This is a genomic window from Streptomyces siamensis, assembly GCF_039543605.1.
In the GTDB taxonomy this organism is placed as follows: domain Bacteria; phylum Actinomycetota; class Actinomycetes; order Streptomycetales; family Streptomycetaceae; genus Streptomyces; species Streptomyces siamensis.
The window spans coordinates 432,848-454,571 of the sequence record NZ_BAABKB010000021.1; the positions used below are offsets into that span (position 1 = coordinate 432,848).

Sequence of the window (21,724 nt, forward strand, 5' to 3'; positions counted from 1 at the left end):
AGCATCTGTACTTCAATGAATGGATTTCTTGTGGGAGCTTCCAGGTGGATCTATTTCACCGACAAGGGTGGGAACGCCCAGGCCGCACTTGACCAGCTCCGCGAGCGCGTGTTCCAGCAGTCCTGGCGTCATCAGGAGCCGTCGCTGGACACACTCGAGGATCTGATGGAGAGCGGAATTCTGGAAGAGGAGGGGGGTACGCATTCGGTCATCGACGTGGACCGCGTGATCGAGACGGACGACGTCGATTACGAGGAGGACGGCACCGTGAGAATGGTCGTTCCTCAGGAAATGCTCGAGTACTTCGGCGAGGAGAAGCCGACACGCGATGTCGTCGAACGGGTGTACAAGGCGTCGGCGTCGGATCTTCCTCCCATGTTCCGCGGGTCCGGCTGTTGCGCCCCGGTGTACGACCCGCAGGGGAATCAGGTGGAGTGGGTCTTCTGGGGAATGACGGGAGACTGATCTGTGCGTCCTGTGTTCATGTCGGGAGCAAGGCGCCGTGACGCGTTGTCACATCTCCTCGCGGTCACGGACCTTTCCGAGGGGTGGCAGCTGGTCGACGAGCGCACCTGGTGGACGGGTCGAAGGGGCCCGGCGACCGAGTGGGGCACGCGGGCCAGGCGCCAGGGCAGTGTCACCGCCTGGCGATCGTTCCACGACGGCAAGGGGCGATGGATGTGGATCCAGGTCGTCCCGCTGGCCACGCGAGACGACGCCGACACGGCCCTGCACGCGGTGAAGGAGCGCCTGCTGGGCAACACGACCGCTGCAGTCGAGGTGGTCGGCGAGCGCGATGTGCACGTTCAGCCAATCGTCGGTGCCACCGCCATGTGGGCACGCGAGCAGCAGGTCCGATCCGCCGACGGTGCGGGAGGCGGGGGAGTCGCCCTCCTCATGGCTGCCGCGGTCGACAGCAACGTACTCGTGCTCAACCTCAGCGGTGATCCTTCCTGGGACTGGCCCGCCGCCCGGGACCTCGCCGCCCGACAGGCCGCCGTGCTCACCGGCGCTTCCCCCTGAGACCGACCTGCCCCGCCTCACTCGATGTCGAGGACCTCGTTCACCGGCCGCCGCGGCGTCCTCGGGCCCGAGGATCCGTAGCCGAGCCGGAAGACGATCTGCACGAAGCTCATGGCCGACTCCGGGGAGCGTGCGGTCCAGCGGAGTTCGGGCCACTCGAGGGCCTGGGAGGTGAGCGAGGTGGCCAGCCCGTCGAGGGTGGCCTGGAGCAGGACTCGCTCCATCGCCTGGCCCGCCACCATCCAGTCCCTGGGGCCGTCGTCGGTCGTGCCGAGCAGGGCGACCTGGGGAGCGTTCTCGAACGTGGCGGTCCCGCGGCCGGGAACGGACAGTCCAGCGGCGAAGTCCCGTACGGGCGCCTTGCCGCGTCGCTTGCGAGGGCCAAAGGCGTAGTCCGGTACGCCGTCACCCGCGGTTTCCGCCGATTCGGCACCGACGCGGACCCAGCGCTTCAGTTCCTCGGAGGCGGCGGCGTCCGCGGCATCGCGCCCTTCGGCATCGTTGACCAGATCCAGGAGTGTCTGCACATGCCATGCGTCGGGGAACATCAGCCGTGCTCCCTCCAGCAGAGCGGCGGCGCTCAGAGCGTCCTTGATCGGCTGGGGTATCTCCTCGTCCGAGAACGGGTCTCGACTGGTGTGGCGGCGATGGATCGCCGGATGGAGCAGGGCGAGGTCGTTCTCCACGCCGTGCCCGGGGGACGTGGGGTCGGTCAGCCGCATCACCGCGAGCAGTTGCGGGTCGGCTGCGTCGGGCAGCAGTTCGGTGGCCGCCCCCCGTCCCGCGTGGGCGGCGGCGACGCGCAGGTTGAACAGGGCTGCCGCACAGCCCAGGTGGAGAGCGCGGTTGGACGGGTCGGCGCGAGGCATGGCCCGCTCCAGATCGGAGCGCACCTGGAAAGTGCTGTCGTCGCGGTGGAAGCGGAACTTCCACGGCTGCGCATTGTGCATGGAAGGCGCTGCTGTGGCGTCTTCGACCAGAGTCGTCACAGTCTGCAGGTCAAGTGCTTGAACCGACACCGGATCTTCCTCCCTTCTAGGGCCGACAGGCCGTTCGCGGAAGGGCGACTCGCGTCTCTTCCACTATTCCACGGGGTCCCGGAGCGGGCAGCCGAAGCAGTCGGGTGCGAGTGCGTGGAGCGGGGAGTCGACGACAGAAGTGCGGAACAGGACGTCATCCACTTCCTGCGGCCACCGGTCGCGGTCCTCGAACTCGTCGGTTCGGAGCCTCACCTTCACGATCGGCTCTCTGTCCCCGCCCGTCATGGGTCGAGGGGAGCAATGGGGTGGGCCATTGGTCCCGTGCTCCCCAGTGGCGAGGGAGCGGGCGGCCCGGGGTATGGGGAAGCGCATGCCTCCCGAGGTCGCACCATGGCTCGCTCCTTCAGGACCTTCGGGCCATGAGCATGATCCGGTCGGGATCTCCCCGTCGTCCCGCAGCGCTGCCAGGATGAAGGTGCCTGGTGTTCAGGAGGGATCATGGTTGACGCACACGAGCCGGTTGTCGTGGGGGTGGACGGATCCGAGAAGGCTGTGGAAGCCGCCCGGCTGGCCGCCGCCGAAGCCGCCACCAGGGGCGTGTCCCTGCACATCGTGCACGCGACCGCCCTCGACGGCCGGAGCGGGAAGCGGCCCGACCCCGCGGACCAGCTGTTGCTCGACTACGGCCAGGACGTCCTGGACGAAGCGATCGCGCAGGTGGCCGCACAGGTGCACCAGCTGTGTGTCACCTCCACCCTCAGCCGGGACTCCGCCGTGCGGGCCTTGCTCGGCGCGGCAGGAGCCGACGGGATCATCGTCGTGGGTTCGCGCGGACTCGGCGGATTCTCGGCACTTCTGCTGGGCTCGGTCGGACTTCGGCTCGCTGCGCGGGTGACGGGTCCGCTCATCGTGGTCCGTGGCGCTCCCGAACCTGTCCGGACAGGAGTTGTCCTGGCCGCCGCACGGGACGAGGGAGACCTCGACGCGCTGCGCTTCGCGGCGGAGACCGCCGACCGCCACAAGGCGTCACTGCGTGTGCTGAGCTGTTACCGCTTCCATCAGTACGCCGGGAGCATGGTGCCGATGCGCGACGACCTCACGGAGGTCCCCGAGGAGCAGGTGAGGGCCACCTCCCGCCTTCTGGGCTTCCTGCGGGACGCATTCCCCGCCCTGACGGTGACGGCTGACGCAGTGCGAGCGCCGTCCACGGCTGGTGCTCTGATCGACGCGTCAGGGCACGCTGATCTGCTCGTGATCGGTGCCCGTCGGCCGGCTCACGCGATCGGCGCGCCACTGGGGCACGTGGCCCATGCGGCGCTGCACCATGCTCAGTGTCCCGTTGCGATGGTTCCGTGTCGTGGGCCTCGCGGCGGTGGTGGCTGACCTTCCCAGGAGACGCCGGCCGCGGCGGTGACGGCCAGGATCCGCAGTCCCATCTCCATGGACCTCGTCAAGGACCCGCTCGCGGAATCCCCGCGGTGATCGGCGGTGAGGGGCGGCAGTGCCGCTCTCCTCACTGGACGGCGGGGCTGATCCGGCGACCCGTGAGGCGTGTGGGCCTGATCGACACCCACATGTCGCGGTCGCCTCCCGCCCACGGAGTGCTGTGGGCGTGGTCGACCAGCCGTCGTATCTCGTCGGGCTCGGTGACCACTCGGGCGGGGCCTACGGCGAGCACGCTCCAGCCCAGGCTCATCGCCTCGTCCACATGATCGACCTCGAAGGCGACATCGGTTCCCACGGCCGCCGCGGGGGCCGAGTCGGGCGCGGTCCGGAAGGCGATGGTGTCGTCGACCACGTCGTAGTTCACCGGAAAGACTGCTGGGCCGTCCGGCGTCGACACCGCGACGCGTCCCAGGCCATGCGTGGAGAGCCGGGCGCGGCACTCGTCCGGGCTCAGGTCCTCCAGTTGAGGGCTGAGGAGTGCCTGGCCCTGACCGGGCGGCAGATCGATGCCGCCACCACGCAGGGCGTCGACGGACGTACCCAGCGCGGCGGCCAGGCGGATGAGAGCCGCCAGGCTCGGGGCTGCCGATCGCTCTTCGAGGTATGCCAGGTACTGCGGCGCCATGCTGGCGCGGCGGGCGGCCTCGGCCTGGGTCAGTCCCTGGCGGCGGCGTTCGGCGGCGATGCGACGTCCGATGTCACCCGCGTGGGATGCCGCTTCGGGCCTGGGCATGCCGGGTCCGCTCCCAGCCTGCTGACGTGGCTCGTCCGTACTCGGCCGGGAAGGTCGCTCCGCGCTTCCTTCCGACAGGTGGTCGAGGTGACGAATGTGGGCGTCGGGCCCGGGAAAGACGAGCGTCACCTCGTCCGTGTCCGACCAGTGCACGTCATAGGGAGGGGTGCCGTCCTCGTGGTGGAGTCCGACAATCTCGCCGTCGCGCCTGCTTGCGCCCGTGCCCGGGCTTTCGACCACGAGTTGATCGCCGAGGTGAGCTCGCATGATCGCCGTCCTTTCCCCAGAACGGTGCTGTATCCAACGTGCCACGCACGGCGTGCCTCCGCATGGCCTGGGCAGGACGCTGTGGTGATCCGGCGCCTGTCAGTGCTCGCTGGTGGCGATGTAGGTGCCGTGCCAGGTGTGGTCCCACACGGCGCCGGTGGAGGCGTTGATCGACAGCATGCCGTCGATCTTCCCCGATCGCAGGGTGTGCAGGGTGTAGTAGCCGGGGAATGCCTCGGCCTCGCCGGTGGTCAGGTGGCTGCCCTGGTTGCGCAGCCAGCGCTGTGCGAGGTCCTGGGCCCGGTCGGGGGAGATCCGGTTCTGGGTCTGGCCGCGAGGGTGCATGCCGTAGTCGGTGTTCCACATCATCGCCGGCCCGTACTCGATCCCGGTGTCGCCGTCGGCCGGATCGACGAGGATCTCGGTGGCCGGCTTTCCGGCCGGGGTCTCCAGTTCGGCGTAGAAGTTCCTCGAGAACTGCATGACCTCGCCGACGCGCAGGCCGAGCCGGTCCGCGAAGGCGTCGGCGTGGTGGCGAGCCTGGTCCAGACTCTTCACCGGCATGCCGTCACCACGGACCCAGTACGGCCCGCCCATCATGCCGGGCCCCCACCAGCAGTCCCTGCCCATCATGCCCGGACCCCACGTGTCCCTGTCGTCGTCCGAAGCACCCGGTCCCGGGCAATTGCTGCCCGAGGGGCGGGGCTGGGCGGTGACCGGGCTCAGGGGTGTGCTGTCGGTGATGTTCTGGCCTGCCGCAGATCCGACGGCCAGCGTGCCGGTCAGCGCCAGGGCCGCCAGTGCGGCAGCGGTCCGCCTGCGCGTAGTGAGCATGATCCTCACCCTTCCTGCCCGTTCCGGCTGCGTCCGCCGGACCCGGCGGACGCGGGCTTGTCGCTTCCAGCCTGTCGCCGGCCGGGATGATCCGACCAGGGGCCGTCCGGTCCCACCCGGTGCACTGAACGGCCCTGCTGGGCGCGGCGTCGACGACTCGACGTGAAGGGGCCGCACCGTCGCCCCGCGACCGGCGGGAGCGGATCCGAGAACGGACCTGGTGGGTGGGATCCGGGAGCGTCAGCGGGCGTGAGTGCGCGGCGAGCGCCTTTGCGTGCCCGTTCGAGGGGGACCGCATGGCGCAGCAAGGAATCATCGCGGCAGAGCGCATGGACGGGTCGGCCGCACTGCGGGCCGTGGACGGGTTCAAGCTGGTCTACGCCGAAGCGTTCGCCGAACCTCCTTACGACGAGACCGAGGACGACGTCGCCGCCTTCCGCCGCTTCCCCGTACAGGTTCGCAACCGCACCTTTCGCGCGGCCTTGGCCCGTGCCGAGGACGGCGGGCCGATCGGCATGGCGTACGGCCATCGGCTCGGTCGGACCGGACCCGCGGCAGTTCGGCGAGCTGATCACCGTTCGGCGTCGCCCACTTGCACATGCCCCCGTTCCGAAGGGGTTCATGACGTGTCGCCAGGAGGCGGTGCGTGCAGCGCATCACCCTGACGTGTGACCGTACCTGATCGGGGATCAGGGGGCCGTCCTCACGCGTGTCAGGGTGATGCGCTGCCGGCGGCGTGCGCTCCGCTCAGTTTTCCTGGACGAAGTACGGTTCCACGGTCATCCAGCCGTTGCCTCGGGCGCCGTACCGGGTGCCGTTGTCGGTGCGGGCGAGGGTGTACCAGGAGTCGACGTAGTCGGGGTCGTCCGTCCACCAGTCGTTCGGGATGGCATCCAGGACCGCGTTCACGAGGGGAATGTAGGTCCCCTGGTCGGTGACGGTGAGCAGCACGGTGGCGATGGCCTTGGCGAGGTCGCGGTAGTTGGTGCTGCCGTCCTCCTCCATCATGACGGCGTCGGCCAGGTTGTACTTGTAGTTCGACCAGTTGACCAGAATCTGGCCGGGCCGGTAGACGGTGCCGTCATTGTCGAGATACGGCATGTCCACGGGGTCGACGCGTACGGCGCCGTCCTGCCCGAAGCCGGTGACCAGCGTGTAGATCTCGGCGTCGCCCTTGACCCAGGGTTCCTCGTCGTCCGAGAGTTCCACCGCGGTGATGCGAGTGGTCCAGAAGCCCCCGGCGGCAGCCTGGGCCTGCGTCTTCTTGGCCGCGTCCGACTCGGGTGCCGATGCCGGTGCGCTGGAGGCCAGACCGTAGTGGTGGAGTTGCCGGTTGAGAACACCGAGGCCGGCGGCCAGCGCCTTGGAGCTGTCTATGTCGACGACATAGACAGGCCGGTCGGGCGCGTGACGGGCATCGAGGGTGTGCGCATGGCCTCGGCTGTCGTACGCGACGACCGTGGTGGCGTGGTCATCACTGGCGGCGGGGGCCACCCAGGGCGCTTTGCCGGCGGACAGCGCGGTGCGCATGGTGTGGTTCCCGAGGCGCAGCCGGAGCAGCGAACCGATGCCGGCATCAAGGCCCTTGGCCGCGGCGATCCGGCGGTCCGAGCGGGCCAGCTCGGACTGCAAGTTGCTGTCGCTCCGGCCGGCAAGTGCCGTGATGGGCACCTCGTCGGTGGCGAGTGCGGCGTGCTGGACGCGGGTGCGCCAGGCGGTGTCCGAGAGCGAGCGGGCTATGGAGCGAGCGGCCTGGTCCTGGGCGGTGGCCACGGTGGTGGCGTGGGCCGGAGCGGAGGGGGCCGAGACTGCGGGTGACGCGCCGACGGTCTGGCCGGCGGACAGGGCGAGCAGGGACGCCACGATGGCGGCGGCGCTGTGGCGCCGCGGCTGACGAGGTCTCACTTGAGGATCCTCCCAAGGAGCGGGTGCTGACGGTGACAGAGTCAGACGAGCGAGGGAGCCATGGAATCTATGCGAGTAGATTCTCGGAGCCAGGATGGCGGGTGCATGACACTTCAAGCAAGAGGGCGTGCAGGACGTTCCTACTGAGTGGTCGTCAGATGCCGGGAAGCGGGTGTGCGGGCGCGGGACGGCCCATGCACTTTCCAAGGGCGGCTTGCCGCGGCCGCGTTGTTGGTTAGGGTGGCAGGAAGACACTGATTCCGATGCTCTTGACCAGGGTGACGGACAGGACGGCGAGTTCGGGGCTGCATCAGCTGGTGGCTCCCGGCGGGCCGAGTCGGACACGACGGGGGGCTCGGTGGTGGGGAGTTGGAGCCGGCGGAAGGCGACGTCGACCAGCGTCGGTGGCGTCGGATCGCCTGGCCGGAGCGGGCCCGGGAGTCGGCCCGGCTCGGTTCGCGCTTGATGTGTCGGCACTTTGCTCGGCTCGGCCGTGCGCAGCCCGTACTTCTGACGATCCGGGCCATGCCGACGGACGGCAGCAGGCAGTTCGCGGGTGCGCGGCATCGCGGCAGCTGCGAGCGACATGGTGCCGGCTCCGACGGGCGGGGGAGGTGCGTCGCATCCGGCGGACGGTCCGCGACGGTGTGCGGACCCTTTCCCGTCTCGGTCATGAGCGGGATGCGCGGCTCGATCGCCGCCTGGAGCAGGGGAAACAGGAGGCCGCTGATTCATGGGTGCCCACCGGTCGGACGAAGGGTCACTTCCTCACCCTCCGTCCAGTAGCCAGGATCCGGAAGAGGGTCTGCCGATCACGGCAGAGCACCGCGGGCCGACCGGACGCGGTGAGCGTGTGACCGGTCGGCCGGCGTCAGCGGTGCTGCCCGCACCGCTGCGCGGACGGCTCGGGCTCGTGGCGGCCCTCGCCGCGCCGGTCGTCGCCGTGATCGGGGTCCTGTATGCCGGCCACAGCCGGCCCGGCCGGGTGGACAGGTGGGTCATCCGGCCGACGGCGGACAGCGTGCGGCCCCCGTGGCGGTACGTCGCGCTGGCCCTGGACTTCCTGGGGGAGCCCGTGGGCGCGGTGATGCTGGTCGTGGCCGCGGTGGCGGGCTGCCTGCTGCTTCGGCGTCCGCGCGCGGCGGTGCTCGTCGTCTCGGGCGCCGCCCTGACCGTGGGGACGGCGACGCTGCTCAAGTCCCTGGTGGGACGCACCATCCACGGCGACGGCAACCTGTCCTATCCGAGCGGACACACCGCCTTCGCCACCGCGCTCGCCTTCGTGGTGGCGCTGCTCGCGACCGACCGGCTCGGCCTCGGCAGGACGGCCGGCACGTCACTCGTGCTCGCCGCGGCGCTGGTCGCCGGCGCCGCCATGGGCTGGGCGCAGGTCGCCCTGGGCGCGCACTACCCGACCGACGTCCTCGGCGGCTGGTGCACCGCGCTGGCGGTGATGCCGCCGACCGCGTGGCTCGTCGACCGGACGGCCGACCGGCGGGCCGACCGGACGGCCGACCGGCGGGCCGACCGGATGGTCGATGGAACGGCCGACGCCGGTCGGCGGGAGCATCGCTGACGTCACCTCACGCCGAGCGGCGGAACACGGGTTTCACCGGTCGTCCCGCCAGCCAGGGGGTGGGGTCGGCGGCGTCCAGGGCCTTCCGGTACACCGCACACGCCTGGGCCACCACGTCGACGGTGTGGTCGATGTCGGCGTCGTCGAGCGCGCTGCTCACCACGAACGACGGGGCCAGTACCCCGCCCGCGAGGAGTCGGCGCAGGAACAGGGTGCGGTACTCCTGTGACGGCTGACCGTTCTCGTCGAGAGTGGCGAAGACCAGGTTGCTGGCCCGGCCCCGGACGACGACGTGCTCACCGACGCCCATGGTGGCCGCCGCTTCACGGACACCGGCGGCGAGCCGCTCGCCGAGGGCGTGCAGTCGCGCGGTGACGCCCTCTTGGACGTAGGTGGTGAGCACGGCCATCGCGGCCGCCAGCGAGTGCGTCTCCGCACCGTGCGTGGTGGACAGCAGGAAGACCCGGTCGCCGGAGTGACGCAGCCCGCCCCGCTCCATCAGCTCGCGGCGCCCGGCCAGCGCGGAGACGGCGAATCCGTTGCCCAGCGCCTTGCCGAACGTGGAGAGGTCGGGCACCACGCCGTACAGGCCCTGGGCGCCCGCCTCGGACCAGCGCAGACCGGTGATCATCTCGTCGAAGATCAGGACGCAGCCGTGCCGGTCGGCCAGCTCGCGCAGACCGGCGAGGTACCCGGGCGGCGGCTCGGTGTGGGTGGCGGGTTCGAGGATGAGACAGGCGACCTCGTCCTGGTACCGGGTGAGCACCTCCTCCGTGGCGGCCAGATCCCCGTAGGGGAATGTCACGGTGAGGTCGTTGGTCTCCGCCGGAATGCCGGCGGACATCGGCGTCGTACCGATGAACCAGTCGTCGACGGAGAAGAACGGATGGTCGGCGCAGAGGGCCACCCGCGGGCGCCCGGTGGCGGCGCGGGCCAGGCGCACCGCGGCGGTGGTGGCGTCGGAGCCGTTCTTCGCGAACTTCACCATGTCGGCGGTCGGCACCGTGGCCAGGAAGCGTTCCGCGGCTTCGACCTCCACGATGGACGGCCGGACGAAGTTGCTCCCGCGGTCGAGCTCGCGTCGCACCGCCTCGATCACGCGCGGGTGCGCGTGGCCGAGGCTGACGGACCGCAGCCCGGAGCCGTACTCGATGTACCGGTTGCCGTCGACGTCCCACACGTGGGCACCGCTGCCGTGGCTGATGACCGGGGCCAGGTTGTCGGGATACTGGTCGTCGCCCTTGGCGTAGGTGTGCGCGCCCCCGGGGATCATGGCGTGCAGCCGCTCGTTGGCTGTCCGCGACAGGGGCAGGTGAAGCTCTTCGGTGTCCACGGGGACCTCAACTTTCTCTGTGCTTCAGGACCTCGGCGAGGCTCGGCGCCTCCCGGTCCCGTGGGGACATCGATGTGGCCGGCAGCGGCCAGGCGATGGCGAGCTCCGGGTCGTCGAACGCGATCGTCACGTCCTCGGCCGGATCGTGCGGGCGGTCGATCCGGTACGAGGTGTCAGCGGTTTCGGTCAGCGCCTGGAAGCCGTGCGCGCACCCCGCCGGGATGTACAAGGACACCTGGGTCTCACCGGACAGTTCGAAGGAGGCCACGTTGCGGTACGTCGGCGAGTCCGCCCGCAGGTCCACCACGACGTCGAAGATCCTCCCGTACGAGCACCGCACCAGCTTGGCCTCGCCGGCGCCGGAGCGCAGGTGCAGGCCGCGCAGCACGCCCCGGACCGAGCGGGACACGCTGTCCTGGATGAAGGCGTCCGGGTCGAGGCCCACCGAGCGGACCACGTCGGCGTCGAAGGTGCGGCAGAAGAAGCCGCGTTCGTCGGCGTACGGCTGCGGCTCGAACAGGTACGCGCCGGCGATCGCCGGGATTTCGGTCGCCTTCACGGGGCCTCCTGCATGGCGTGGGCGTGGTCGGTCGCCGGGAACAGAGCCGCGGTCAGGGCGGTGAAATGGCGCTCGAGTTGCCGGGCGGCGGTCAGGTTCTTCTCCGCGAGGGTCTGCCGCAGCTCCGCCGATCGCCGCTCCAGCGCCCGGAACTGCTCGAGCAGCCGGTCGGCGTCGACCTCGCGAGCCGGGTGGCAGTACGCGGCCAGACCCATCTGAGCCATGAGCGCGTCGCTCTTCGCCGCATAGCTGAGTGCGAGCGTCGGCGTGCCGGCCTTCAGCGCGCAGATCAGGTTGTGGTACCGGGTCGCCACCACGGTGTCCGCGGCCGCCGTCTCCTTCATCAGGTCGGCCAGCGAGGTCGCCTCGGCCGCGGTGACCAGCGGAGAGTCCACCGCGTCGAGGATCGCGGCGACCACGGGCGCATCGCACTCGTCGCCGGTGAGCAGCCGGACCGGCCTGCCCTCCTCGACCAGCGTGCGGACGAAGCGAGTCGTCCCGTCCAGATAGCGCCGGTGGATCTCCTCGGCCCGGGCGCGGTCGTCGTCGCCGCCGTGGAAGGCCATGACACCGACGCAGACCGGGCCAGGCGCGCCCGAGGGCGGGATGGGGGTACCTGCCTGCTCTGGGGACCCCTCCCGGCCGACGGCCGGGGGAGAAGCCGAGCGCTCGGGGGACGGCGGCGTCGGCAGGGCGAACGCGAGGTCCGGGTGGACCTCGTCGCGTGAGGTGTCCACGCCCATCGCCCGCATCGCGTCGCGGGAGGGGGAGTCCCGGTACGACCGGTAGGCGGCCAGCCGTGCCGACCAGCGCACCAGGGTCCGGGTCGCCCGGTTGCCGATCGGGGCGGCGCCGACGCCGACCAGCGCGACCCGGGTGCCGGACAACCGGCCGGTCGCGCAGAGCAGGAACAGCGCGTAGGGGAAGCCCCACGGCCGCAGCGGCAGCGTGGCCTCCAGGACGCCCATGCCCGGCACGATCACCACGTCGTGCTTCCGCACCCAGGCGGCGGTGCGGAAGACGTCGACGAGCTTGCCCAGACCCTTCCCGGCGATCGCGCCCGCACGCGACGCGGTCCGGTACTCCCCGCGGTACCAGTGCAGCCGCGTCGCGGGGATCCCGTACCGGGCCGCGACGACCTCGGGCCCGCCGCACAACGCGTCCACGACCGCCTCCGGGTGCGCGGCGCGGAGGTACCCGAGCACGGCTTCGAGGGACCCGTCGTTGCCGAGGTTGCCGGAGCCGAGCAGGCCGAACACCCCGACGCGCACCGGGGTTCTGCCCGCGGACGTCATGCCTGCCTCCCCTCGCGGCCGGCGACGAGGGCGTCGACGGAGACGGTGAGCCGGTCCGGGTCGACCGGGGCGCGGTCCTCGACCCGCTCACCGGCGCCCGGCCGGACCCGGCTGGTCATCCACGAGGTCAGGTGGCGGTAGCACGCGCGGCGATCGGCCGCGGACAGCGGCGCCCGCCGGATCGCCGAGGCGAAGCCCCACACGTACTCGGCGAGCAGCCGGGGCGTCGGGTGCAGCGGGCCCGCCCGGCGCGGGTCCAGGTTGACGCACCGGGAGCGCTTGGACGGGTTCGCCCGCTCGGCGCGGGTGGGGTGGTCGCGGCGGAAGTACAGCAGCTCCGGCACCTGATGGAAGGGCCCGTGCAGGGTGATCTCGGCGACGTACGTGCGGTCCGCGTGGTGGTAGCTGTCCATCGGTTTCACCCGGCGCAGCATGTCGGTCCGCATGACCCCGTAGAAGTCGTCGCCGCCGGGCTCGAACAGCAGACTGCGGAAGCGGTCCGGCGCGTGCGGCGAGTCGGTGGCGAGCGTGTACTCGTAGGGGACCTTCACCTTGCCGTCGCCGTCGATGACCGCCTGGCCGGTGTGCGCGAGGATCATCTCCGGCCGCTCGTCCAGCGCCTCCACGCACAGCCGCAGCAGGTCCCGGCCGTACAGGTCGTCGTGCGAGGCCCACTTGAACAGCTCGCCGCGGGACTCGGCGAGCACGTGGTTGTGGTTCGGTGTGGCGCCGATGTTGCGGGGCAGCCGGATGTATCGGATGCGCGAGTCCTTCGCGGCGTACCGACGGCAGATGTCCTCGGTCCCGTCGGCCGAGGCGTTGTCGGAGATGACCAGTTCGAAGTCCTCGTAGGTCTGGCCGAGCAGGGCGTCGAGCGACTCGGCCAGGTACTCCTCGCCGTTGTACACGGGCAGGCCGATGCTCAGCCTGGGTTGCGCGGTCATGACGTCCTCACTTCGGGGATCGGTTCTTGAGCGTGCTCGCGCAGGGCGGACCGCAGTTGCAGCCACCACACGGCCGAGCCGCTGACGGTCGCGGCGGCGACGCCCCAGGCCGAGCCGACCGTTCCGGCGGCGGCGGCACCGCCGAGACCTCCGCCGACGTAACCGGCGGAGGCGAACAACTGGCAGCGCAGGCTGCGCCTTGCCGCGCCGAGCGCGCGCAGGCCGGCCGCCGCGCCGGTGCCGAGGCCGGCGCCGGCGACGCCGAGGCTGATCGGCACGATGAGCTGGGAGGCGGAGTGCCAGACGTCGCCGAGCACCATCTCGCCGAGCCGGCCGGGCATCAGCAGCAGCGCCGAGCCCCAGAGCAGCGCGCCGACGGCCTGCCCTCCGCCGAGGAGCAGGCAGAACCTGCCCAGTTGGTGCGGCGCCTGCCGCAGTACGCGTGCCGCCTCCGGGACGGTGACCAGCGAAAGCCCCATGAGCACGGCCAGGAACGGGCCGAGCAGCAGCTCGGCGCCCCGCACCGCGCCCACCGCGCCGACCCCGACGATCACGCCGAGCCCGTACGCACGCAACTGGCTCGCGCCACTGAGGCTGACGTTCTCCACCAGGTACCGGTAGCCGAGATCGCGCTGCTCGCGCAGCCACCCGCGCGCCTGCGCCATCCGGGGCCGGATGCCGGACTGGACGTAGCCGTACCCCGCGGCGACCGTCGCGGACGCGCCCCAGGCGAGCACGAAGGCGGCCACGCTGCCCACACGAGCGGCCACCACCATGGCCGGGACGAGCGCGACACCCCACACGACATCGTTGAGGAACGCCTTCCGCCCGGAGCCCGCGGCGAAGAACGAGTACCGCCAGGCGTCCTGGAGCAGCAGCCCGGGCAGCATGACACCGAGGGCGGCGAACGCGGGCCCCACGCGGCCGCCGAGGCCGAGCCCGGCCGCCAGGGACACCGCGCCGAGGGCGGCGCCGACGCCGAGTGCGGTGCCCGTCGACCGGGCCACCGCCTCGCGCCAGGCCGCGCCCGGTGGGCCGCTGAAGCGCACCGTGAGCGGATCGGTGGCCAGCCCGCGGGAGACGTTGAGCACCACGCCGTACGTCACCCAGGCGAGGCTGAACACGCCGAACGCGGTCACCCCCAGCGAGCGGGCCACATAGATGCCCACCGCGAAGTTGCTCACGCTGGAAGCCGCCTGGTCGGCCAACCCCCAGGACAGCCGGCCGACCAGGGCCCGCTTGGCGGACCCGGCCGGTCTCGCCGTCGCCGGCGGATTCTCCCCCTCGGTGGTCATCGGCGTCACGCCTTGATCAGGTCGGCGTCGCGCAGGGCACCGGCCGCGGCGGCGACGGTGTCGAACGGCAGCCCGGACCGCTCGGCGACATCCAGCAGACTGTGCTCGCCGTCGGAGAGGTTGAGCACCCAGAGCATGGCCATCTCGGTCTGCTTCGCGTCGCTCCGGCCGCCGAGCGAGTCGTACAACCCGCGTCGGCCCAGCTGCGGTTCGCCGTAGGGACTGAGGTTGACGTACTGCCGGTTGCGGTCCAGGACGGCGAACGCCTCGCGGCAGACGGCGAGCGTGTCCGCCATCGCCTCCGGAGAGACGAAGTCGAGGTTGTCCGCCGAGGTGTGGTACTCGGGGTACCCGGCGTACGGCGTCCGGCTGAGCGAGCCCACGCCGAGATCGAACCCGGGCGAGCAGTACTGCCGTTCGTCGTATCCGTAGGGGGTGAACTCCTTCACCTCGTGCGGGCGTTCGGAGACGGTCAGTACGTGCCGCATCACCCGGTCGATCTCCGCGTCGCCGCGCCTGCTCCGCTTGTACGTCAACCGGCCGCGGTCGCCCGCACAGGCCAGCACGAGGCCGTGCTTGACCTGTTCGATCCGCTCGGTGTTGCGGGCCAGCCAGGTGATCGCCCCGATGGTGCCGGGTGCGAAGACGAACCGGTAGGTGTAGTAGGGGGTTTGCTCCGCCAGCGCGCGCGCAAGGTACGTCGCCACGGCGATGCCGGCCAGGTTGTCGTTGGCCAGCGACGGGTGGCAGACATGGCTGGAGACGATCACCTCGTCGGCGACCTGCCCGGGGACCACGTGCTCGGCGTAGGTGAGGTGGCCGTCCGCGAGTGTGGAGTCGATGCGCACCTCGTACTCGCCGTCCGGCAGCGCGTCCAGGGTCTCCTGGGCGAGGCAGAAGCCCCATTGCGGCTTGTAGTAGCTGGTGCGGTACGGCACCCAGCTCGGGTGCTCCGGCAGGGTGTACAGGTGTCCGCGCAGCTCGTCCAGCGACATGGTCGCCGACACCGGCACGCTGTAACCGAGCACGTGCAGACTGGACGCGGCGAAGTCGACGACCCGGTGGCCGGACGGGTCGGCGATGTACGCGTCCCGGATGTTCCACTCCTGTGGCACCGTCCAGTCGAGCACCTGGGTCCCGGTCGGCACCTCGTGCACCGTGAGCGGGACGTACTCGCCGACGATGTCCAGCGTGGCGCGCACACCGTCGCCGGTGATGCTCCGGCACAGCGGGTACATCCGCTCCACCAGGGCGTACATCTCCTCGCCGGGCGTGGTCACGGGCGCCACCGCAGGGTGTCGTCGACGGTGCCCGCGTCGGACGCCGCGCGCAGCACGGCCAGCCGGGTGAAGCGTCGCTCGAAGTCCTCCTGGGTGAGACCGTGATTCCGGTAGGCGTCGGCGAGTTCGAGCGCGCCCTGCTTCACCGTCCACTCGCAGTCGAAGCCGGGAACGGCTGTGCGGAACCGGGAGAAGTCCACCCGGTACGACCGCGGATCGGCGCCGTTCTCCCCGGTGATGACCACCTTCGCGCCGGACACCGCCTCGGCGACCTGTTCGGCGATCTCGGCGACCGTGACGTTGTTGATCTCGCTGCCGATGTTGAACGCCCGGTCGTGCACGGCTTCCCGTGGCGCGGTCAGCGCGGCCGCGAAGGCCCGTGCGATGTCGGCGGCGTGCACCAACGGGCGCCAGGGGGTGCCGTCGGAGAGCACCAACACCTCGCCGGACAGCAGCGCGTGTCCCACCAGATTGTTCAGCACGATGTCGGCGCGCAGCCGGGGGGAGTAGCCGAACGCGGTGGCGTTGCGCATGTACACCGGGGTGAAGTCGCCGTCGGCCAGCGCGTGCAGATCGTCCTCCACCCGCACCTTGGACTCCGCGTACGGCGTCACCGGGCGCAGCGGGGCGTCCTCGGCCACCAGGTTCGCCGAGTCACTGCCGCCGGCGGCCCCGTAGACCGAGCAGGTCGACGCGTACAGGAAGCGCCGCACTCCGGCGTCGCGGGCCAGTTGGGCAAGGTGTACGGACGCGTGGTGGTTGATGTCGTAGGTGAGCTCCGGTGCCAGCGATCCGAGCGGGTCGTTGGACAGCGCGGCCAGGTGGATCACGGCGTCCACCCCGGCCACGTGTTCGGCCGTGACGTCGCGCAGGTCCACCCGGTGCCCCGGCGGGTCCGCGGGCGTCGGGCCGAGCACGCAGTCGGCGAACAGTCCGGCGTCCAGGCCGACGACCTCGTGCCCGGCGGCCGCGAGGACGGGGGCCATCACGGTGCCCAGGTAGCCCTGGTGTCCGGTGAGCAGTACGCGCAAGGTTCATTCCCCCAGGTTGAGAGCGAGTTTGGTGACGGCGAACGCCTCGGCGTAGCGCGCGTTGCTTTCGATGCCGCGGATCCGGGCCAGCCCGAGGAAGGCCTCGCGGTCGTACCAGGGCCGGTGTTGCTGCGAGGGGTAGTGCTCTTGGAGCAGCCGCACCTTCTGTTCGGCGATCTCCGGCGACAGCTGCTGGTACACCGTCGGACGGCCGAGATCTCCGTCCCACTTGACGATCTCGTAGCCGAGCACCAGGTGGTCACGGAACGCGGTGGTCATCAGCTTCGCCAGGCCGCGGTGGTCCTGGTGCGCGTCGTCGGTGCGGGGAGCCAGCACGAGATCCGGCTCCGTCCCCGCGCGCAGCTCCTCGACCGCGGCCTTGGCCTCGTCCCAGTGCGCGGGCAGCCGGCCGTCGGGAAGCTTGTGCACGGTCAGTCGCAGGTCTGCGCCGGGGCAGAAGGCGGCGAGCGCGGCCTGCTCCTCCTGCTCCCGCTCGCTGCCACCGCCGGAGAGCACCAGCACGTCGACGCGGATGCCCGGCCGCGCGAGGCACAGCGTCAGCAGCGTGCCGCCGGCGCCGATGGCGATGTCGTCGCAGTGCGCGCCCACCGCGACGATCCGGTCCAGGCGCTCGGCCCCGAGCCGGATCACGCGGACCCCACGGCGGCGCCGTCCCGCTCCCACACGGCCCATGGGCGCTCGCCCCGGGTGTAGGCGTCGTCGAGCGCGGCCCGCTCCTTCACGGTGTCGGTCGGCTTCCAGAAGCCGCGGTGTTGGTGCGCCACCAGACGTCCGCGCTTGGCCAGTTGGGCACAGCCGTCGGCGACCAGGTCCCCGTTCTCCGGGATGTGGTCGAAGACCTCCTGGCGGAGCACGAAGTAGCCGCCGTTCTCCCACAGCGGCATGTCGCTCACCGCGGTGATGCCCCCCACCAGGCCGTCCTCACCCAGGTCCACGCAGTGGAACGAGGACTGCGGCGGCACCACCATCATCGACGCACCGGCGTCGCGCCGGGTGAAGTTGTCGATCATCTCCGGCAGCGGGGCGTCGGTGAGCACGTCGGCGTAGTTGGCGAGGAACATCTCGTCGCCGTCCAGGTGGTGCCGCACCCGGCGCAGCCGCTCCCCGATGGGCGACTCGATGCCGGTCTGCGCGAACGTGATCGTCCAGTCGGCGATGTCGGTGGACAGCAGCTCGGTCCGCCCGCCGCGCAGCACGAAGTCGTTGGACGTGGTCTCCTCGTAGTTGAGGAAGAAGTCCTTGATGTGGTGGGCCCCGTACCCGAGGCACAGGATGAACTCCGTGTGCCCGAAGTGCGCGTAGTAGCGCATGACGTGCCAGATCAGCGGCCGCGGGCCGACCATCGCCATCGGCTTGGGCACGTCGTCGGAGGCTCCGTTGCGCATGCGCATGCCGTAGCCGCCGCAGAACAGTACGACCTTCATGCCTTGACCTCGACAATGCTCAGTTCCGGAATGGGGAAGACGAGCCGGCCGCCCCAGTCGTGTACGAAGGACAGCTGCTCGACCAGCTCGGCCCGCAGGTTCCACGGCAGGACGAGGACGTAGTCCGGCTTGTCGGCGGCTATCCGGTCCGGCGACAGGATCGGGATGCGGGTGCCCGGAGTGAACCTGCCGTGCTTGTAGGGGTTGCGGTCGACCGTGTAGGCGAGCAGGTCGGGCCGGATGCCGCAGTGGTTGAGCAGGGTGTTGCCCTTGCCCGGGGCGCCGTAGCCGACGACCGTCTCGCCGCGCTCGGCCGCGTCGATGAGGAACCGCAGCAGGTCCCGGCGCACCTTCGCCACGCGGGCGGAGAACTCGGTGTACCCGGACAACTCCTGCAGCCCGGCGGCCTTCTCCCGGTCGAGCACCTCGGCCACGCGTGCGGTCGGCTCGCCGGCCACCTCGGCCGGGCGGGCCCACAGCCGGATGGAGCCGCCGTGCGTGGGCAGCAACTCGACGTCCACGAGGGAGAGTCCGCCGCTCGCCAGCGCCCGGATCGCCGAGGCGACCGTGTAGTACTGGAAGTGCTCGTGGTAGATCGTGTCGTACTGGTTCTCCTCGATCAGGGTCAGCAGGTGCTGCACCTCGATGGAGACCCAGCCGTCGTCGGCGACCAGGGCGCGCAGCCCCTGGGTGAACCCGACCACGTCGGGGATGTGCGCGTACACGTTGTTCGCCACGACCAGGTCCGCCGGGCCGTGTTCGGCACGGACCGCCGAGCCGGTGTCCGGGGAGAGGAACTCCGTGAGCGTGGGCACACCCGCGTCCCGTGCCGTGGCACCGACGTTCACCGAGGGCTCGATGCCCAGGCAGCGGATCCCGCGGTCCACCACGTGCTTCAGCAGGTACCCGTCGTTGCTCGCGACCTCGACCACGAAGGCGTCGGTGCCGAGGCCCAGCCGCTGTACGGCGTCGGTGACGAACGTGCGCGCGTGCTCCACCCAGGAGGTCGAGTAGGAGGAGAAGTACGCGTACTCGCTGAAGGTCTCCTCCGGCGTGATCAGCGGAGGTATCTGCGCCAGCCAGCAGTCGGTGCAGACCCGCAGGTGCAGCGGGTACGCCGGTTCCGGCTTGTCCAGTTGGCCCGCGGCGAGAAAGCTCTCACACGGCGGCGTCGCCCCGAGGTCGACGACGCTCGCCATCGCTTCCGAGCCGCAGAGTCGGCATCGTGTCATCTACTGTCCCCATCCCCCCTGCTCGCGCGGGTGTCCCCGCCGTGAGCCAGTGCTGACCGACCCGCGATCGCGGTGCGGTACTCATCCACCAGGCGCTCCAGGCCGACGGCCGGGCTGAAACCCTGCTCGTAACGGCGCCGGGCCGCCTGGCCCATCTCCCGGTTGCGGGCCTGGTCGCCCGCGATCCGGCGTATGCAGGACACGAGCGAGTCGGGCTCGCCCGGCCGGTGCAGCAGCCCGGTCACCCCGTCCTGGACGAGTTCGACGAAGGCACCGTGACCGGCGGCGACGACCGGGACCCCCGCCGCCATCGCCTCCACGACCACCAGGCCGAACGCCTCCAGCCACGTCGAGGGAGCCACCACGGCGACCGACCGCGCGATGGCCTTCCGGCACTCCACCGTGTCGTACAGGCCGACGTAGCGCACGTCGTCCCGGCCCGCCGCCCAGCCGGCCACCTCACCCTCCAGTGGCCCCGTGCCGGCGATCACGAGCGGGACGCCCACACCGCCGGCGGCGGCGATCTCGTCCCACGCCGCCATGAGCAGCCGCACGCCCTTGGCCTCCGCGAGCCGGCCGAGATAGAGCAGGTGCTCGCCGTCGCCCTCGCGGAGGGCGCCCGGTTCGGGCACGAAGTTGTGCTTCACCGCCAGCCGTTCGGCCGGCATGCCGGCCCGCACCAGGACCTCGCGCTGCGCCGCGGAGATGCACAGGAACCGTTCCACGCCCGACCACCAGCGCCGCCGGTTGACCGACATGCTGACCGCGAGCGGCACCGTCGCGAGGCGGGAGCCCCGGTAGCAGCCGTGCCGGACGGCGGGCAGCGGCGTGGACCCGACGCACTCGGTGCAGGGCCGACCGTCCCGCTGCAGCGTGCCGGGCGGGCAGATCTGGGTGTAGTTGTGCAGCGTGGCGACGGCGGGCACCCCGGCGTCGGCGCAGGCTGCCAGTACCGCGGGCGACAGCAGCGGGAAGACGTTGTGGATGTGCACCACGTCGGGCCGCTCGGTGCGAAGCCGGGCGGCGAGCTCCCTGCGGACCGCCGGGTTCCACGGCACCAGCAGCGGCAACGCCGCCTTGCCCAGCAGGGACCGGGCGCCGATGTCGTCACTGCGCCGCTCGAACACGTCGACCTGGTGGCCGGCCCTGCGCAGCAGCGCCACCTCCTGGTCGACGACCTTGTTCTCCCCGCTCGGCTGCGCCGAGGCGTAGCGGTTGTGCACCACGAGGACGTGCATGCTCAGGTCACCTCCGATCGTCGGGTCCGTCGCGGGCTGCGTCGGCGAGGTACTTCGGGCGTCGACAGGGGAGTGGCCGCGGCAGGCGCCGCCAACAGCGAGGCGGCCAGCGCCAGATGCAGTAGATACGGCGAGGCGTCGCCGAGTCCGGCCTCGGTGTACGACGCGATCGCGCAGTAGCTGATCAGGAAGATCGCGCACGCCCTCGCGAGCGACGGCGGCCGCAGCAACGCGACGCCGCCCAGCACGACGACGATCGCCGCCACCAGAGCGACTCCGGTCATGCCTTGCTCGTTGTAGACGGCCAGCCAACTGTTGTCGATCGGCAGCCCGCCGAACGACTTGTCGCCCAGGCCGGCGCCGAACAGGTACTCCGTGGTCGTCCGGGGTGCTGCCAGCAGGGCGTGCCAGACCTTGGCCCGGCCGGTGAGGCTGGAGAAGTTCTCCTGGCTCTGTCCGCGCAGGAACCACGCCTGCAGGGCGGAGGCGAACCCCACCGCGGCCACCGTGACGCACACCACCGCCCAGGCGAAGAACCGGCGCGCGGCGGCGCTGGTCAGGACGAGCGAGCCGATCGCCAACGCCAGCCCGATGAGCAGGCCGAGCGTGGCCGTCCGGGTATGGGTCAGCGCGAGCAGGACGAGTGACGGCACGATGACCACCGCCGCGCTGGTCCTGTCGGTCCGGCGGCCCAGAAGGAGTAGTACCGTCAGCCCGATGATCACCGCCGCGTACTGTCCGATCTGCGGCGGGGTGAGCGGCCACAGCGCGCCGACCAGCCGCCCGCCGTAGAGGTCGGGCAGGGCCGCGCCCGGTGAGGCGATCAGGCCGGCCGCAACCGACGCGAGTACGGCCAAGTACATCCGGATGTGGTGCCGGACGAAGGTCAGGCCGCCGTCCCACCAGCGGCTGAGGAGCCACAGCGTGCCGACGAAGAGGGCCAGCCGGGCGCAGCGGAAGAGCGCGCCGAACCCGGACTCCAGGTTCGCGCTGGAGATCACGCTCGGTACCAGGAGCAGGGTGAGCAGGAACACGAAGGCGCTGGGCCGGATGCTCAGCCGCAGATTGACTGCGAGCGCCAGCGCGAACGCGGCGACCAGCGCGCCCATGGTGACCATCTGGATGAGGGAGCGGGGGAGCGGGACGATGGTCTTCGCCCCGGCGGAGCCGAGCGTGTTGAGGATCAGCAGCCCCCAGACGATCCCGACGATCTTCGGTGTGCCGGCAGGGCGCGGTCGGGCGTCGGGTCGCGTGCCCGCCGCACCCGCACCGTCCGGCAGCGCCTCGCGCCGCAGATCCCCGGCCATC

General features: G+C 71.1%; 22 protein-coding genes. 5 read left to right on the forward strand and 17 right to left on the reverse strand.

What is annotated here, in order from left to right:
* Positions 1-15 precede the first annotated feature (15 nt).
* Together ABEB03_RS26380 and ABEB03_RS26385 are read left to right on the forward strand one after the other, a co-directional pair.
* A complete protein-coding gene (locus ABEB03_RS26380; RefSeq protein ID WP_345654411.1) occupies positions 16-465 on the forward strand; it encodes a hypothetical protein in 450 nt (149 codons plus the stop codon).
* An 18-nt stretch (positions 466-483) separates the two neighbouring features.
* Positions 484-1,023 (forward strand): hypothetical protein, encoded by a 540-nt coding sequence (locus tag ABEB03_RS26385; protein ID WP_345654416.1) that lies wholly within the window; start codon positions 484-486, stop codon positions 1,021-1,023.
* Between the two features lie 17 nt (positions 1,024-1,040).
* Here the strand turns inward: ABEB03_RS26385 and ABEB03_RS26390 are convergent, their stop codons facing one another.
* Positions 1,041-2,042, reverse strand: coding sequence for an Acg family FMN-binding oxidoreductase (locus ABEB03_RS26390; RefSeq protein ID WP_345654419.1), 1,002 nt, complete (start codon positions 2,040-2,042; stop codon positions 1,041-1,043).
* A 63-nt stretch (positions 2,043-2,105) separates the two neighbouring features.
* Positions 2,106-2,255, reverse strand: a complete 150-nt coding sequence (locus ABEB03_RS26395; RefSeq protein ID WP_345654422.1) for a hypothetical protein — start codon at positions 2,253-2,255, stop codon at positions 2,106-2,108.
* A 246-nt stretch (positions 2,256-2,501) separates the two neighbouring features.
* Between ABEB03_RS26395 and ABEB03_RS26400 the strand changes: the two genes are divergently transcribed.
* Positions 2,502-3,386: a universal stress protein gene (locus ABEB03_RS26400; RefSeq protein WP_345654425.1), complete on the forward strand. Its 885-nt coding sequence runs from the start codon at positions 2,502-2,504 to the stop codon at positions 3,384-3,386.
* 130 nt (positions 3,387-3,516) lie between these two features.
* On the opposite strand, the gene ABEB03_RS26405 is transcribed toward ABEB03_RS26400, so the two are convergent.
* Together ABEB03_RS26405 and ABEB03_RS26410 are read right to left on the reverse strand one after the other, a co-directional pair.
* Positions 3,517-4,449 (reverse strand): pyridoxamine 5'-phosphate oxidase family protein, encoded by a 933-nt coding sequence (locus ABEB03_RS26405; protein WP_345654427.1) that lies wholly within the window; start codon positions 4,447-4,449, stop codon positions 3,517-3,519.
* A 99-nt stretch (positions 4,450-4,548) separates the two neighbouring features.
* Entirely contained in the window at positions 4,549-5,283 is a 735-nt protein-coding gene (locus tag ABEB03_RS26410) for a hypothetical protein (RefSeq protein ID WP_345654430.1), read from the reverse strand.
* A 296-nt stretch (positions 5,284-5,579) separates the two neighbouring features.
* Here ABEB03_RS26410 and ABEB03_RS26415 point away from each other — a divergent pair, with 296 nt between their 5' ends.
* A complete protein-coding gene (locus tag ABEB03_RS26415) occupies positions 5,580-5,948 on the forward strand; it encodes a hypothetical protein (protein ID WP_345654433.1) in 369 nt (122 codons plus the stop codon).
* A gap of 82 nt (positions 5,949-6,030) precedes the next feature.
* On the opposite strand, the gene ABEB03_RS26420 is transcribed toward ABEB03_RS26415, so the two are convergent.
* A complete protein-coding gene (locus tag ABEB03_RS26420; protein ID WP_345654436.1) occupies positions 6,031-7,188 on the reverse strand; it encodes a DUF3103 family protein in 1,158 nt (385 codons plus the stop codon).
* An 853-nt stretch (positions 7,189-8,041) separates the two neighbouring features.
* Here ABEB03_RS26420 and ABEB03_RS26425 point away from each other — a divergent pair.
* A complete protein-coding gene (locus tag ABEB03_RS26425; protein ID WP_345654438.1) occupies positions 8,042-8,764 on the forward strand; it encodes a phosphatase PAP2 family protein in 723 nt (240 codons plus the stop codon).
* 7 nt (positions 8,765-8,771) lie between these two features.
* On the opposite strand, the gene ABEB03_RS26430 is transcribed toward ABEB03_RS26425, so the two are convergent.
* Genes ABEB03_RS26430 through ABEB03_RS26485 form a run of 12 tightly spaced genes read right to left on the reverse strand, consistent with a single transcriptional unit; the run spans position 8,772 to position 21,723 of the window.
* A complete protein-coding gene (locus tag ABEB03_RS26430; protein ID WP_345654441.1) occupies positions 8,772-10,097 on the reverse strand; it encodes a glutamate-1-semialdehyde 2,1-aminomutase in 1,326 nt (441 codons plus the stop codon).
* Positions 10,098-10,104: 7 nt separating this feature from the next.
* Positions 10,105-10,656 (reverse strand): dTDP-4-dehydrorhamnose 3,5-epimerase, encoded by a 552-nt coding sequence (rfbC, locus tag ABEB03_RS26435; protein ID WP_345654444.1) that lies wholly within the window; start codon positions 10,654-10,656, stop codon positions 10,105-10,107.
* Positions 10,653-11,951 (reverse strand): polysaccharide pyruvyl transferase family protein, encoded by a 1,299-nt coding sequence (locus tag ABEB03_RS26440; protein ID WP_345654447.1) that lies wholly within the window; start codon positions 11,949-11,951, stop codon positions 10,653-10,655. The genes rfbC and ABEB03_RS26440 overlap by 4 nt, the downstream gene beginning before the upstream one ends.
* Positions 11,948-12,895, reverse strand: a complete 948-nt coding sequence (locus tag ABEB03_RS26445; protein ID WP_345654452.1) for a glycosyltransferase family 2 protein — start codon at positions 12,893-12,895, stop codon at positions 11,948-11,950. The genes ABEB03_RS26440 and ABEB03_RS26445 overlap by 4 nt, the downstream gene beginning before the upstream one ends.
* Positions 12,892-14,190 carry an MATE family efflux transporter gene (locus tag ABEB03_RS26450; protein WP_345654456.1) on the reverse strand — a complete coding sequence of 433 codons (1,299 nt, stop codon included), beginning with the start codon at positions 14,188-14,190 and terminating at the stop codon, positions 12,892-12,894. Before ABEB03_RS26450 ends, ABEB03_RS26445 begins: the two co-directional genes overlap by 4 nt.
* 5 nt (positions 14,191-14,195) lie before the next feature.
* Complete coding sequence (locus tag ABEB03_RS26455; RefSeq protein WP_345654459.1) at positions 14,196-15,479, reverse strand: DUF4910 domain-containing protein; 1,284 nt, start codon at positions 15,477-15,479, stop codon at positions 14,196-14,198.
* Complete coding sequence (locus ABEB03_RS26460; RefSeq protein ID WP_345654462.1) at positions 15,467-16,501, reverse strand: NAD-dependent epimerase/dehydratase family protein; 1,035 nt, start codon at positions 16,499-16,501, stop codon at positions 15,467-15,469. The genes ABEB03_RS26455 and ABEB03_RS26460 overlap by 13 nt, the downstream gene beginning before the upstream one ends.
* A gap of 3 nt (positions 16,502-16,504) precedes the next feature.
* Positions 16,505-17,152 (reverse strand): PIG-L deacetylase family protein, encoded by a 648-nt coding sequence (locus ABEB03_RS26465; protein ID WP_345654465.1) that lies wholly within the window; start codon positions 17,150-17,152, stop codon positions 16,505-16,507.
* Positions 17,149-17,946 carry a glycosyltransferase family protein gene (locus tag ABEB03_RS26470; RefSeq protein ID WP_345654468.1) on the reverse strand — a complete coding sequence of 266 codons (798 nt, stop codon included), beginning with the start codon at positions 17,944-17,946 and terminating at the stop codon, positions 17,149-17,151. The genes ABEB03_RS26465 and ABEB03_RS26470 overlap by 4 nt, the downstream gene beginning before the upstream one ends.
* Positions 17,943-19,178, reverse strand: coding sequence for a class I SAM-dependent methyltransferase (locus ABEB03_RS26475; protein WP_345654471.1), 1,236 nt, complete (start codon positions 19,176-19,178; stop codon positions 17,943-17,945). Before ABEB03_RS26475 ends, ABEB03_RS26470 begins: the two co-directional genes overlap by 4 nt.
* Positions 19,175-20,416 (reverse strand): glycosyltransferase, encoded by a 1,242-nt coding sequence (locus ABEB03_RS26480; RefSeq protein WP_345654474.1) that lies wholly within the window; start codon positions 20,414-20,416, stop codon positions 19,175-19,177. Before ABEB03_RS26480 ends, ABEB03_RS26475 begins: the two co-directional genes overlap by 4 nt.
* Positions 20,417-20,418: 2 nt before the next feature.
* Positions 20,419-21,723 carry an O-antigen ligase domain-containing protein gene (locus tag ABEB03_RS26485; protein ID WP_345654781.1) on the reverse strand — a complete coding sequence of 435 codons (1,305 nt, stop codon included), beginning with the start codon at positions 21,721-21,723 and terminating at the stop codon, positions 20,419-20,421.
* Position 21,724: the final 1 nt, after the last annotated feature.